The 13,467-nt window shown below is 48.7% G+C and carries 12 protein-coding genes; 9 read left to right on the top strand and 3 right to left on the bottom strand.

The window, feature by feature from the left end; all coding sequences use genetic code 11:
• Positions 1-198: hypothetical protein (locus tag C6Y45_RS17540; RefSeq protein ID WP_160058302.1), on the top strand; the 198-nt coding region annotated here is incomplete at its 5' end.
• Here the strand turns inward: C6Y45_RS17540 and C6Y45_RS10225 are convergent.
• From C6Y45_RS10225 to C6Y45_RS10215, 3 genes are all read right to left on the bottom strand, one after another.
• Positions 180-3,008: an MMPL family transporter gene (locus C6Y45_RS10225; RefSeq protein WP_107585129.1), complete on the bottom strand. Its 2,829-nt coding sequence runs from the start codon at positions 3,006-3,008 to the stop codon at positions 180-182. The genes C6Y45_RS17540 and C6Y45_RS10225 overlap by 19 nt on opposite strands.
• Entirely contained in the window at positions 3,008-3,451 is a 444-nt protein-coding gene (locus C6Y45_RS10220; RefSeq protein WP_160058299.1) for a MarR family winged helix-turn-helix transcriptional regulator, read from the bottom strand. The genes C6Y45_RS10225 and C6Y45_RS10220 overlap by 1 nt, the downstream gene beginning before the upstream one ends.
• Before the next feature lie 245 nt (positions 3,452-3,696).
• Positions 3,697-4,116: a DUF2507 domain-containing protein gene (locus C6Y45_RS10215; RefSeq protein ID WP_107585127.1), complete on the bottom strand. Its 420-nt coding sequence runs from the start codon at positions 4,114-4,116 to the stop codon at positions 3,697-3,699.
• A gap of 399 nt (positions 4,117-4,515) precedes the next feature.
• Here C6Y45_RS10215 and C6Y45_RS10210 point away from each other — a divergent pair, with 399 nt between their 5' ends.
• From C6Y45_RS10210 to ptsP, 8 genes are all read left to right on the top strand, one after another.
• Positions 4,516-5,865, top strand: coding sequence for a TrkH family potassium uptake protein (locus C6Y45_RS10210; protein WP_107585133.1), 1,350 nt, complete (start codon positions 4,516-4,518; stop codon positions 5,863-5,865).
• Positions 5,866-6,342: 477 nt separating this feature from the next.
• The gene (locus C6Y45_RS10205; protein WP_107585126.1) at positions 6,343-6,963 is read left to right on the top strand and encodes a succinate dehydrogenase cytochrome b558 subunit; all 621 of its coding nucleotides are present in this window, start codon (positions 6,343-6,345) and stop codon (positions 6,961-6,963) included.
• A 22-nt stretch (positions 6,964-6,985) separates the two neighbouring features.
• Positions 6,986-8,758, top strand: a complete 1,773-nt coding sequence (gene sdhA, locus C6Y45_RS10200; protein ID WP_107585125.1) for a succinate dehydrogenase flavoprotein subunit — start codon at positions 6,986-6,988, stop codon at positions 8,756-8,758.
• The gene (sdhB, locus tag C6Y45_RS10195) at positions 8,755-9,531 is read left to right on the top strand and encodes a succinate dehydrogenase iron-sulfur subunit (RefSeq protein WP_107585124.1); all 777 of its coding nucleotides are present in this window, start codon (positions 8,755-8,757) and stop codon (positions 9,529-9,531) included. The genes sdhA and sdhB overlap by 4 nt, the downstream gene beginning before the upstream one ends.
• 271 nt (positions 9,532-9,802) lie before the next feature.
• Positions 9,803-10,261: an acyl-CoA thioesterase gene (locus C6Y45_RS10190; RefSeq protein WP_107585123.1), complete on the top strand. Its 459-nt coding sequence runs from the start codon at positions 9,803-9,805 to the stop codon at positions 10,259-10,261.
• Positions 10,262-10,264: 3 nt separating this feature from the next.
• Positions 10,265-11,158 (top strand): PRD domain-containing protein, encoded by an 894-nt coding sequence (locus tag C6Y45_RS10185; protein WP_107585122.1) that lies wholly within the window; start codon positions 10,265-10,267, stop codon positions 11,156-11,158.
• Between the two features lie 223 nt (positions 11,159-11,381).
• Positions 11,382-11,645 carry a phosphocarrier protein HPr gene (locus C6Y45_RS10180; RefSeq protein ID WP_107585121.1) on the top strand — a complete coding sequence of 88 codons (264 nt, stop codon included), beginning with the start codon at positions 11,382-11,384 and terminating at the stop codon, positions 11,643-11,645.
• Entirely contained in the window at positions 11,645-13,360 is a 1,716-nt protein-coding gene (gene ptsP / locus C6Y45_RS10175; RefSeq protein ID WP_107585120.1) for a phosphoenolpyruvate--protein phosphotransferase, read from the top strand. The genes C6Y45_RS10180 and ptsP overlap by 1 nt, the downstream gene beginning before the upstream one ends.
• Positions 13,361-13,467: the final 107 nt, after the last annotated feature.

Raw genomic sequence — 13,467 nt, 5'->3', positions numbered from 1 at the left:
TGGCCGAAGGGCTGGAAAATAGCTGATGACGAGCCCCACGGCAAGCTTCCGCCGGGGAGTGCAGGAGAAAGCTATACGCTCAGAAGAATAATTATTCTGAAACCAAGACTTAATCAACACTCTGGAAGCCCGCCGGATGAATTCCGGCGGGCTTTTATTATTAATGTGTCAGCGGAAGTCTATTTCGCCTGCTTTTGACCCGGTGGTTTAAACGGGAGCCAGTTGCTGTTTCCGAACATTTTTACCATGAGAGGCACAAACAAAGGCAGCATCACGAAAGCGTAAAGCAGAAGGCCGGTCAGGACGAGTGTTCCTATCTGTACGAGGGAAAGCACTCCCGACGGCATCATAGCACCGAACGTGCCGGCAAGAATTATGGCTGCCGACAAAATAACCGTGCCGATTTTTTTCATCGCTTCCAGAAGGGCGGATTCCACGTCGGATCCATTCATATTTTCTGCAAAACGGGCCATAAGGAAAATGGAATAGTCGACGCCGAGCGCCATGAGCATGACAAATCCAAAAAACGGAACAGCCCAGCTGATGCCGGGATAACCGAGAATCGTTACGAAAATAAGCTCTGTCACGGCCATGGAAATGATGTAGGTACCGATAAGCGATGCGAGTATATAAACAGGCATCACGAAGGACCGGAGCATGAAAATAAGCACGAGAAAGATTCCACTGAGCATAATGACAGCTGTACGGTAGAAATCCTGATCCGAAATTTCGGACAGGTCGGCATTGGAAGCCGGAAGTCCGCCGAGGGAATACGTATAATTTTCCGGGTAAGATGCCAGAACTCTTTCGGTTTGTTCATTGATTTCCGCGATTGTCTGCATAGCTTCGTTGCTGTACGGGTCGATTGCCAGGACAACGTCAAACAGGGCAGTCTGACGATTCGGAGTTGTGTAAAGGTCGGCAAGTTCGGTAAATTCGTCCTCGTCTGCTGCTTCTTCCGGTACGAAAAACCCTTCGACAGGATGGCTGTTCTGATTTTCCATCTCTGCAAGAAGCGAGGAAATTTCCCCGAGACCTTCTTCGATTTCTTCGACACCTTCAAGAATGTCGCCGACAGCTTCTGCTATTTCTGCAAACCCTTCTCCAACTTCCCGGAAACCGTCGGCTGTTTCACGAAGTCCGCTGGTGATATCTTCCTGGGCCTGCGCCGTCTCCTCCGCTCCGTCTTCCAGTTCCCCCTGTCCTTCAGCGAGGGAGGAGGTTCCTTCTGCTGTCTCATCGAGTCCAGACTGCAGCTCACGGAGGCCGGCATTCAGCTCTTCGAGAGCGGAAAGTGTTTCCTGATCGAGAGCCGGGTTCAGACTGATCTGCTCGATGCTGAAGATGACCTCATCCATACCGGAAGCAATTTCCTCCTGGGCAGAGACAAGTTCTTCTGCACTTCCCCCTGTTTCACCGATGCCGTCAGCGATATCCAGCTGACTTTCCTGAAGCTGCTCTGACCCATCAGCCAGTTCGTCTATATCTTCTGCCGCCTCGTCAGCCGAGGCCTGCTCATTATCGAGGTTTTCCTCCAGTTCTTCCAGAGCATCTGCAATGTCTGTCAGTCCTTCTTCCGTTTCTTCTACTCCTTCAGCGAGTTCACCTGCAATGACAGGCACCCGGAAATCTTCGACAACATGGCCGTCCGGCCGGGTGAAACTGCGTACTTCATCGACTTCCTCCAGCATGGCAATCTGGGAGGAGAGATGTTCGATCAGGGGGAGCCGGTCGGCTTCATCCCATCTTTCTTCTGACTCAATGACAATTCTGGCCGGAAAAGAGTGGCCTGTTCCGAAGCGTTCGCTTACGAGCTCGATTGCCTGAACAGATTCTGTCGTTCCATCGATTTCATCAAGCGAATGGAACGAAAGCCGCTGATCATAAAACCAGATGGACGGAAGAAGAAGAACAATTAAAATGAGCGACGTCCAGCCGGGGCGCACCATGGAAAAACGTCCGAGTCCAAGCCATATCCTGCTGTCGGAAGCGTCCAGAGCACGCCGTGAAGGCCAGAAAACCTTTTCGCCGAGAAGAAGCAGAGCAGCAGGCACCCAGACAGCAAGGGAGAGGACGAGCATGATGATGCCGACAGCGACACCGGCTGCTGACTGGTACAAGTCAAAGTCTGCCAGACCGATAGCAGCAAATCCGATAAAGCCGGTCAGGGCACTGGAAAAAACCGTTGGCCCGACGGCACGGAAAGTCTGTTTCACTGCGGTTATCCGGTTGTCCCGGAGAGCCAGTTCCTCTTTGAAACGGTTGAGAAGCAGGATGCAGTAGTCCGTTCCAATACCAAATAAAACAGCGACTATAAAAATCTGAGTAAAATTGGATACCGGAAAATTCATATGTTCGATCAGCAGCGACACGATTGGTACAGTCGTAAAATAAGCAGCCCCGACGGTAATAAGTGGAATGAGAGGAGCTGCGGCGGAACGGAAAACGAACAGCAGAATCGTAATAACAAAGACGACCGTAATAATTTCTGTAGTCGCGAGCCCTTCCTCGGAACTGATAATTACGTCATCCTCCACGATGGCTGCGCCGCTTACAAAAGATTCGGCTTCGTCACTTTCAGCGAGCCTCTCTATTTCACTGCGGACTTCGGGGACATCGTTGATCGTCATATCCATGGACACGACGGCCATCAGGGTCGTCCCGTCTTCACTGAAAAGAGCGTCGTTTTCCTCCGATTCAAAAGGGGAGGTAATCTCTTCGACTGGAAAACCTTCTATCTCTGCCGGGAAATTTTCAAGCCCGGCTTCAACAGAAGCAAGCTGCGAATCAGATAAACCATCCTGGTCATGGTAAACGAGGAGAATATCCTCCCCGGACGCCCCTTCGTTTCTTTCCAGGATGTCAGAAGTAAGGGCAGTCTGATATTCGTCAGGAATATCAAACTGCCCCCGTTCTCTTACCAGCTCCTCCATGTCCGGACTGCTGAAAAAGAGCCAGAGTCCCGCAGCGGCCCAGACAGCAGGCAGTACATATAACCACCGGTGCATCAGTCTTTTTCCTCTAAAAGCATGGTATTAAGTTTTTCGTACACGTTCAAAAAGCTTTCAAGCTCGTTTTCATCAAGCTGCTCAAAGTAGGGGCGGATAAAATCTGTTACTGCCTGGCGGCTATGCTCGAGTACTTTCCGGCCATCATCAGTAAGTGTAATGTTAAAGCTCCGCCGGTCCATATCATCTGCTTCGCGTGTGACTAACTTTCTTTCTTCCAGCCGGGCAATTTTAGTTGTAACAGCGCTTTTGTGGACATCCATCGTTTCCGCGAGCTGTTTAGCAGTAAGGGATCCGCTGCTGTCCAGCGCCCGAAGAATACTGAACTGCTCCAGTGAAATGTTCATGGCACGATTCACGAGCACCCGGTCCAGGCGTTTAGTAGCAAACAAATAAACATTCGAATACTGTTCAATCAGTTCCAGAAGTCGTTTTTCCTCCATCATAACCACTCCTTTCAGGAAGTGCAGGGTTTATATGTAGTTTACCCGCTGAACTACCAATGTGCAAAGAGAAAATCCGCTTTAATGAAGGTTTTCTTCGAAGGGGGCATTAAAACAGGCGTTAACATGAAAAAATGCCCCATTCCAGCCTGAAACCTTTTGATTAACCGCTGTGTTCGCTGCTGACAGCCGAAGAAAAACACAGCTTCCGAACGGCAGACTTTCAGGGCTTCTGGCGAAAGGGGTCAGCGGGCCTCATGAACAGGATCTTTTTTATCCCACTCGACGGCTATGTGAAGAATCAGGGGCGCTTTTTTGGAAACGGTGCAGGAGGCTTCTGCAAGCAGTCCTTTATCCTTTTCGACAGCCTGTGCGATAACGCCGGCTTCCAGCGTAAATGGACGGGAAGGATCGGTTCCTGTACTTTCTATTTCATACAGACGTCCATGACGTTTTTCTTTTACTAATGTCAGCCTGCCCCAGTTTGCTTCATTAAAGAAACGTTCAAGTTCTTCCTGCGACTGGAGGTGGAGGCGCCTGGCAAGGGATTTTCCTGCCCAGTAAAGAATCATTTCTTCCTCTTCTCCTAGCAGAAGAGGAAGAAGTTCATGTCGGAGAATATCATAGCTGTAGGCAGGAACAGTGTCCCGGGAATTCTGTGACATCGGCAATCATCCTTTTTAAAATTAGTAGAGACAGCAGCATTATTTTATCATACACAATGTCAGCGATCGCTGCTTTTATCACAGGCTCTGCTGAAATGTTTCTGCAGACCGCTGAATTTTTACACTGGAAAAATCGGGGACCTTCTCTGTGTCAATAACCGAAAAAAGAAGGAGCGGAAGTCAGGCCAAGGGGGGAGATTCCGTCTCCAGCAAAAGCCATACTTATTAATCTATTTTACTGATATTGGTATGCATCATAACATTTATTCGGCAGACTATTAAAAAAACAAAAGCGGGGGACAAGCCGTACTTTCCGGAAAATGTCTGTTTCAGCATAGCAGTCCGAAAAGTTACGTGATATACTAATCCGCGAATGTAAAGGAAAGTATGGTGTTGCAAATGCGGCTTGGTTTAAATAAATTTTTAAGTCCTTTCCGGACCATTGTCGTATCCTATGTGGTGGCAATGTTCTTTTTTAGTCTGCTTCTCTTTCTCCCTTTTGTTACACAGGAAGGGACTTCAGTCTCTTATTCTGAAGCACTGTTTACGTCAGTCAGTGCAGTGAGTGTCACCGGCTTGACGGTTATTAACGTTTCGGAGACGTTCAACTGGATCGGAATCGTTATTCTCGCTCTGGCGATTCAGCTCGGTGGTATAGGAGTCATGACGCTTGGAACATTCGTATGGATGGTACTCGGGCGGAAAATTCCACTTTCGCAGCGGATGCTCATTATGGTCGACCAGAACCAGATTTCCTTTTCCGGGCTCGTTAAGCTCATGCGGGGGATTCTCGGCGTCGCAATTGCGATAGAATTGATCGGTGCCCTGATTCTCGGCACATACTACCTGAATTATTTTGATACCGCGTTCGAAGCTTATTACCAGGGAACGTTCAGTGCGCTTGCAGCTTTTACGAATGCAGGATTTGATATAACCGGGCAATCGCTCGTTCCTTTTGTGGATGACTACTTCGTGCAGCTCGTACACATACTGCTGATATTCTCCGGAGCGGTTGGTTTTCCGGTTTTAATGGAGATTAAAGAATATTTTTCGTCCAAAAATCCGCACTTCCGTTTCAGCCTGTTTACGAAGATTGCCGTATCAACGTACTTTATCGTTTTCGCGATCGGTGGTGCAGGGCTCTGGCTGATAGAACGCACAGAGTTTTACGATGGAATGCCGTGGCATCAGCAGCTGTTTTTCTCGATGTTCAATTCCGCTACGGCAAGAAGCGGGGGGCTGTCCACGATGGATATGAATGAACTGACGCTCGCAAGTCTTCTCCTTATGTCCGGACTGATGATTATTGGGGCGAGTCCGTCCAGTGTAGGAGGAGGGATACGTACGACGACACTTGCAGTGATGTTCCTGACCATCCGCAGTTTTGCACTCGGACGAAGTGACGTAAAAGTCTTTGGGCGGGAAATTCATCCGGAGGATAAGCAGAAGGCATTTATCGTCCTATCGGTATTTGCCGTCGGATTGTTTGCTTCGGTAATTATGATTTCTGCTTTTGAAGGAAGCGGGGATTTCGCCCTGATGGCAATCATTTTTGAAACGAGCTCAGCGTTCGGAACAGTCGGGCTTTCCATGGGTATCACCCCGGACCTTTCCCAGGCGAGTCAGATTACACTGATGATTCTGATGCTGATCGGACGTGTCGGACTTGTAGCATTTCTTTTCGCCATCCGTGCAGAAGAGAAAAAGACCCATTACCGCTATCCGACAGAGAGAATTATTATCGGATAGATAAAAACAACCTCCCGAATATATGAAAAGCCCTGACGCCGGCAGGGCTTTTTGATTTATCATAGGCACCATCGCTCCCCGTCCGTAAATCAGGCTGCGAAGGTGGAGGAGGGGAGGGGTAAACCGATATATACAGATAGTTTATCAACAGTACGCAGGGCACTTAACTATTTCTTTTAGCCGGTTAACGCAGAAAAGAATATTTGCACAATATTTCACGAAAACGCTCAAATATACCAGAATATATGATACAATTTATTACGAAAAACGATCGATCTGACCGCCCAGACAGCCTTTTTGAGTTTATAAAACTGTGAATACGCTTTCTTGACGAGGCAGGTTCAGGGGAGTAGAATAAACATTGTTCACAATCTTCCGATAAACGCTTCCTGTATTTCACTGTAATTTTTATTGATTCAGGAAGGGGCGTTTGTCCGGCAGCATCGTTCGAAATCATCGTTTAGGGGGAAAAGGCAGATGTCAACAAATCGCGAGTACATTTTCAGGCGGCTTCATTCACTCCTGGGAGTAATCCCGATCGGGGGATTCCTGGTGGCCCATTTAACCGTCAACTGGTTCGCCACACGCGGGGAAGAAGCCTACAATCAGGCAGCAAATTTTATGAGTAATCTACCGTTCGTCTACTTCCTGGAAGCATTCTTCATCTTTATTCCTATCATTCTCCACGCCGTCTACGGCCTGTATATCGCCTTCCAAGCACGTCACAACACAAAGCGTTTCGGGTACTTCAGAAACTGGATGTTCCGTTTTCAGCGAATAAGCGGTGTTCTTGTCCTGATCTTTGTTTCGTGGCACGTGTGGGAAACGAGAATAGCAGCAGCACTCGGTGCGGAAGTTAATTTTCAGATGATGGCGGATATCGTAGATAATCCAGCAGCACTTATCGCTTACATTATTGGTATTACAGCGACAACATTCCATTTTGCAAACGGTCTATGGTCATTTGCGGTTACGTGGGGCATTACTGTATCACATAAATCCCAGCGGGTGGCTACATATGTTTCTGCCGGTATCTTCCTGGCACTTACGTTCATTGGACTTCAGTCCATCCTTACATTCGCAGGTATTCTAGGATAACAAAAGAAGGAGTGTCTTATAAATGAGTAAAGGCGATGTTATTGTTGTCGGCGGCGGTCTGGCCGGGCTGATGGCAACCATTCAGGCAGCAGAGAAAGGCAAGCACGTGAAGCTATTTTCCGTCGTGCCGGTAAAACGATCCCATTCCGTATGTGCCCAGGGCGGTATTAACGGGGCACTCAACACGATGGGGGAAGGAGATTCCACGGACGAACACTTTGACGATTCTGTTTACGGCGGGGACTTTCTTGCCAACCAGCCGCCGGTGAAGGCAATGGCGGAAGCAGCTCCGGGAATTATCCATCTTCTCGACCGTATGGGCGTTATGTTTAACCGTACACCGGAAGGACTGCTTTCGCTCCGCCGGTTCGGAGGGACACAGCACCACCGTACAGCCTACGCGGGAGCAACTACCGGCCAGCAGCTTCTTTACGCGCTGGACGAGCAGGTGCGCCGCCACGAAGCGAACGGATTTGTTACGAAGTACGAAGGATGGGAATTCCTGCACGCTGTCCTCGATGATGAAGGCACATGCCGTGGAATTACCGCCCAGAACCTGAACTCTTCTGAAATTGAAGCATTCCGGGCGGACGCCGTTATTATGGCAACAGGGGGACCGGGAATCATCTTCGGTAAATCCACCAACTCGATGATCAATACAGGCTACGCTGCAGCAGCGGTCTACGAGCAGGGTGTCTACTATGCGAACGGGGAGTTCATTCAGATTCACCCGACTGCTATACCGGGGGATGACAAACTTCGTCTAATGAGTGAATCCGCACGCGGCGAAGGTGGACGGGTCTGGACGTATGACGAAAACGGCAAGCCGTGGTACTTCCTTGAAGAAAAGTATCCAGCCTACGGAAACCTCGTTCCGCGTGACATTGCAACTCGTGAGATTTTCCACGTCTGTGTAGACCTTAAGCGCGGAATTAACGGCGAAAATATGGTATACTTAGACCTATCTCATAAGGATCCAAAAGAGCTTGATCTCAAGCTCGGAGGCATCATGGAGATCTATGAGAAGTTCATGGGGGATGACCCCCGCAAAGTTCCAATGAAAATTTTCCCTGCTGTTCACTATTCCATGGGTGGACTCTGGGTTGACTATAACCAGATGACTAACATTCCGGGTCTTTTTGCAGCCGGTGAAGTTGATTATTCCATTCACGGAGCGAACCGCCTCGGTGCGAACTCTCTTCTCTCCTCTATTTTCGGTGGAATGGTGGCCGGACCAAAGGCACAGGAATATATCGAAAACCTTGAAAAGTCTGCAGAAGACCTTCCGGATTCTATTTTTGAACGTCAGCTGCAAAAGGACAGGGAGTTTTTCGATCATGTACTGAATATGAACGGTACGGAAAACGCGTTTGAAATTCATAAGGAACTCGGTCAGTGGATGACAGAAAACGTAACCGTAGTCCGTGACAATAAACGTCTGAAAGAAACAGACGCCAAGATTCAGGAGCTGCTTGAGCGCTATGAGCGTATCAATCTTGCAGACACAGCGAAGTGGACGAACCAGAGTGCGATGTTTGTCCGACAGCTGAAGTCCATGCTCAACCTGGCCCGCGTAATTACGCTCGGTGCCTATAACCGGAACGAAAGCCGCGGAGCTCATTATAAACCGGAGTTCCCGGAACGAAACGATGAAGACTGGCTGAAGACAACTAAAGCCAAGTACAATCCGAATACGGAGTCTCCGGATTTTGAGTATGAAGATGTAGACGTGTCGCTCATTCCGCCTCGTAAGCGCGACTATACTTCTAAGAAAAAGGCCGGTGAAAAAGCATGAGTGTAGAAACAGAGCAAAAAACGATAGAGCTGATCATTCTCCGTCAGGAAGATCCGGACAGCAAACCGTATGAGCAGAATTTCTCCATTCCGTACCGCCCGAATATGAACGTCATTTCCGCCCTGATGGAAATCCGCCGCAATCCGGTAACAAAGGAAGGCGAAGACACCACACCGGTAGCCTGGGATGCCAGCTGCCTGGAGGAAGTGTGCGGAGCATGTTCCATGGTAATCAACGGTAAACCGCGCCAGTCCTGTACCGCTCTTGTGGACAAGCTGGAGCAGCCAATCCGTCTGGAGCCGATGAATACGTTCCCGGTAATGCGTGACCTGACGATCGACCGAAGCCGTATGTTTGAATCTTTGAAGCGTGTTAAAGCGTGGGTACCTATCGACGGTACGTACGACCTCGGACCGGGACCACGTATGCCGGAAGCAAAACGCCAGTGGGCGTATGAGCTTTCCAAGTGTATGTCCTGCGGTGTATGTCTGCAGGCGTGTCCAAACGTAAACGACAAGTCGCAGTTTATCGGTCCGGCAGCTCTTTCCCAGGTCCGGCTGTTTAATGCCCATCCGACAGGTGCAATGCATAAAGCAGAGCGTCTGACGACAATTATGGACGGGGACGGAGGACTTGCCCAGTGCGGGAATTCACAGAACTGCGTGGAGTCCTGCCCGAAGGATATTCCGTTAACGACTTCAATTGCTGCGCTGAACCGCGCGACAACCCTGCAGGCGTTCAAAAACTTCTTCGGCTCCGACAACACAGCATAACTTACGAATCAGCACTTCAGGAGCTGCCGCAAATGTATTATTTGGGCAGCTCCTGTTTTATACGCATATTATGAATGGTCATTCATTTTAGTTCTGTTTCGAAGTTCGGAATGGATGTCCGGTATTAATAAACAATAGACTTTGTTAAAGCTCCAGGTTGATAGAAGAGTGACAGCCGGAGGTCTTATCCGCGGCAGGACAGAAGCAAAATTTTCTTAGGCCAACACCAAACTTTAACATAGCTGAACAATAAAAGAGGAGGCTTTATATTATGGGAATACCGTCGTACATCGAAAACATGGAAACGTGGGAAAAGGAGTTTGAATTTTTTGATCCGGTAAAAGTCCGATTTTCGGAAACAGATGCCTTCGGCCACGTAAATAATACGGTCGCCTTCATTTACTATGAACAGGCAAGGATCAATTATTTTGAGGAACTCGGCATGATGAAAAGCTGGGTCACCGGGGAAACCATGATAGTTACCGGAGACCTGCAGTGCGACTACATACGCCAGGTGAAATTCGGTGAAAAACTGCAGGTAGGTGTGAAGACGTCACATGTCGGCCGCACGTCCCTCGATATGCACTACATGGTGAAAAATGAAGAAGGGGATATCTGCATGACCGGACGCGGCAGAATTGTACAGATCAATAAAAAAACCGGAAGACCCTCGGCATGGGAGGAACAGGTCAAAGAAAAGCTGGCAGCCAGCCGTATACTTGCAGACTAGAATATGACCCGCTATGATGTAACGAGAAGAAAGCGGGAGGCAGTAAAAATGGAAGGGACCTTCAAGGTAAATAAAGTATTGAACAATAATGTCGTCATCTGCAGCCGGGAGGATGGAGAAGAGGCTGTTTTTATCGGTAAGGGGATCGGATTCGGTATGAAGAGCGGGGCTGATTTTAAGGCGGTCGATTACGATAAAGTATACGCGCTCGTCAACGAACAGGAACGAAAGCAGTATTCCCGCCTTGCACTCGAAGAATCGGAAGAAACGATGCTGCTTATTCATGAGGCAATTTCGAAGATTCATGAAGCTATCGGTCACCGGCTGAATGAGCGGACGCTGTTCGCTCTCACCCAGCATATTGTGCTCGCACTGCAGCGCACGAGGGACCGGACGGAGATTCAGAATCCCTTTTTAACGGAAACGAAGTGGCTTTACTATGATACGTACCATATTGCGGAAGACGTGATTACTTTTATAGAATCAGAAACAGGCGTCCGGCTTCCGGAAGCAGAAATAGGCTTTATTACGCTGCATATTCAAAGTGCTATCGGTCATCCGGACCGGCATGCCCCGGATTTGATTACGCGCTGCATCCATTATGCCGAAGAAAAATTCGGATACACTTTCGAGCGCAGGTCAGCCGCTTTTCAGAGGCTCGTCCAGCACTTAAAACAGCTGGCGGAGCTTCCGGTAAAAAGTCCGGATGCCGAAACGGACCGGGAGATGTATTTGCTGTTGAAGCAGACTTATCCGCTGTGCTATAATATATCCCGTAACGTCATCCGAATGATGGAAAAAGCAACAGGTGTCCCTGCCGGTGAAAGGGATCTGATCCAGCTGATGCTGGTTTTTCTCACGGCAGCAGCTGAAGCTGAAGTAAATAATCAAGCGTAGTTTACGTGTTACTGACACGATCAGGCATGAGTGAACAGGCAGAACCTCCGTATTTCTATATGTAATACGGAAAGACTGCTGTTTACTCATGCTTTTTTTAATAGATAACTTGCTTACTGAGGCGTTCATTTGTAAGATAGAATGCATATGAGCGTTACAATTACCCATCTTTCGGGAAAGTGACAAAAGAAGAAAACTACACAAATTGAAGGAGTGTTTGATCATGGCAGAAAAAACGTATAACATCACAGCAGAAACAGGTATTCACGCGCGTCCGGCTACTCAGCTTGTAAATAAGGCGGGCCAGTATGAGTCAGAAATTACACTTAACTACAAAGGCAAGTCTGTGAACCTGAAGTCTATCATGGGAGTTATGTCCCTCGGTGTCGGCCAGGGATCAGAAGTATCCATTAAAGCGGAAGGTCCGGACGAGGAAGAAGCGATCAGCGCTCTGGATGAAGTTATGAAGCAGGGGCTTGCAGAATAATGAGCAGCCAGCTGACGGGAATTGCAGCTTCCGCTGGAATCGCCATCGGTAAAGCCTTCCGCTACGAAGAACCGGACTTAACTGTAGAGAAAAAGACCGATGTAGATGCAGGGAAGGAAATTAAGAACTTTGACGCAGCGCTCGAAAAATCCCGGGCGGAGCTTGAGGATATTAAAGAAAAGACGAGACGGGACATGGGCGATGAGCACGCAGAAATTTTTTCGGCGCACCTTCTCGTACTAAGTGATCCGGAATTTGTCGATGCCGTCCGTCAAAAAGTACAGGACGACAAGGTAAACGCCTCCTTTGCCCTGAATGAACTGGCAGACCAGTTTATCATGATGTTTGAAAGCATGGATAACGAATACATGAAAGAACGTGCTGCTGATATCCGGGACGTGTCCAAGCGTGTGCTTGCTCATCTTCTCGGCAAGCCGATTGTTTCTCTTGCAGAAATCAAAGAGGAAGTCATAGTAGTCGGAGAAGACCTGACACCTTCCGATACGGCTCAATTGAACAAGGAATTTGTAAAAGGGTTCGTAACAAACATCGGCGGACGCACTTCCCATTCCGCGATCATGGCACGTTCTCTGGAAATTCCTGCTGTTGTCGGTACGAAATCAGTAACAAATGATACGGAGCAGCACGAAATGATTATCGTTGACGGTATATCCGGCACGGTTATTATCGGGCCTTCGGAAGACGAACTGGCAGCCTACCGCAGAAAGTACGACGAGTTTGAAAAGCAGAAGCAGGAATGGGCAAAGCTCAAGAATGAACCGTCTGTTTCGAAAGACGGAGTTCACGTGGAGCTTGCCGCCAATATCGGAACACCGGATGATCTGGAAGGCGTTCATAACAATGGCGCCGAAGGCATCGGGCTTTACCGTACAGAATTTTTGTATATGGGCCGTGAGGAGCTTCCTACAGAGGAAGAGCAGTTTACAGCCTATAAAAAAGTTGTAGAATCACTGGATGGCCGCCCGGTTGTTATCCGTACACTGGATATCGGCGGCGACAAAGAGCTTCCATACCTTGATCTTCCGGAGGAAATGAACCCATTTCTCGGCTTCCGGGCGATCCGTCTCTGTCTGGAAATGGACGACATGTTCCGTACGCAGCTTCGTGCGCTGCTCCGTGCAAGTGCTTACGGAAACCTGAAAATCATGTTTCCGATGATCGCCACGCTTCAGGAATTCCGCGAAGCAAAAGCGATCCTGGAAGAAGAAAAACAGAAGCTTCAAAAAGAAGGTACAGACGTTAATGACAAACTCGAACTCGGCATCATGGTGGAAATTCCATCCACGGCCGTTATGGCTCCGCAGTTTGCAAAAGAAGTGGACTTTTTCAGCATCGGCACAAACGATCTGATTCAGTACACGATGGCAGCGGACCGTATGAACGAGCGCGTTTCCTACTTGTACCAGCCTTACAGTCCGGCCATCCTCAGCCTTGTCAAAATGGTTATTGACGCTTCCCATAAAGAAGGGAAATGGACCGGCATGTGCGGGGAGATGGCCGGTGACAGCACCGCTATTCCTCTTCTTCTTGGACTGGGACTCGATGAATTCAGCATGAGTGCGACATCCGTCCTTCCGGCAAGAAGCCAGCTGCTGCAGCTTTCCAAAGAAGAAGCAGCCAAAGCGGCAGAGGAAGCACTGACATACAGTACAGCAGAAGAAGTACAGGAAATGGTGGAAAAGCGGTTTTTATAAAGCGCTGCCCAGCAGAGGCCTTTTCAGAAGAGCATGGTGACATATTTGTCATCGTGCTCTTTTTTAATTCTTTAGCTATGTTAAAGCTCCGGGTTGTTAGTGAAGGT

This window comes from Alkalicoccus saliphilus (assembly GCF_003044065.1).
Lineage (GTDB): Bacteria > Bacillota > Bacilli > Bacillales > Salisediminibacteriaceae > Alkalicoccus > Alkalicoccus saliphilus.
This window is presented reverse-complemented; position numbering and strand designations above follow the sequence as displayed.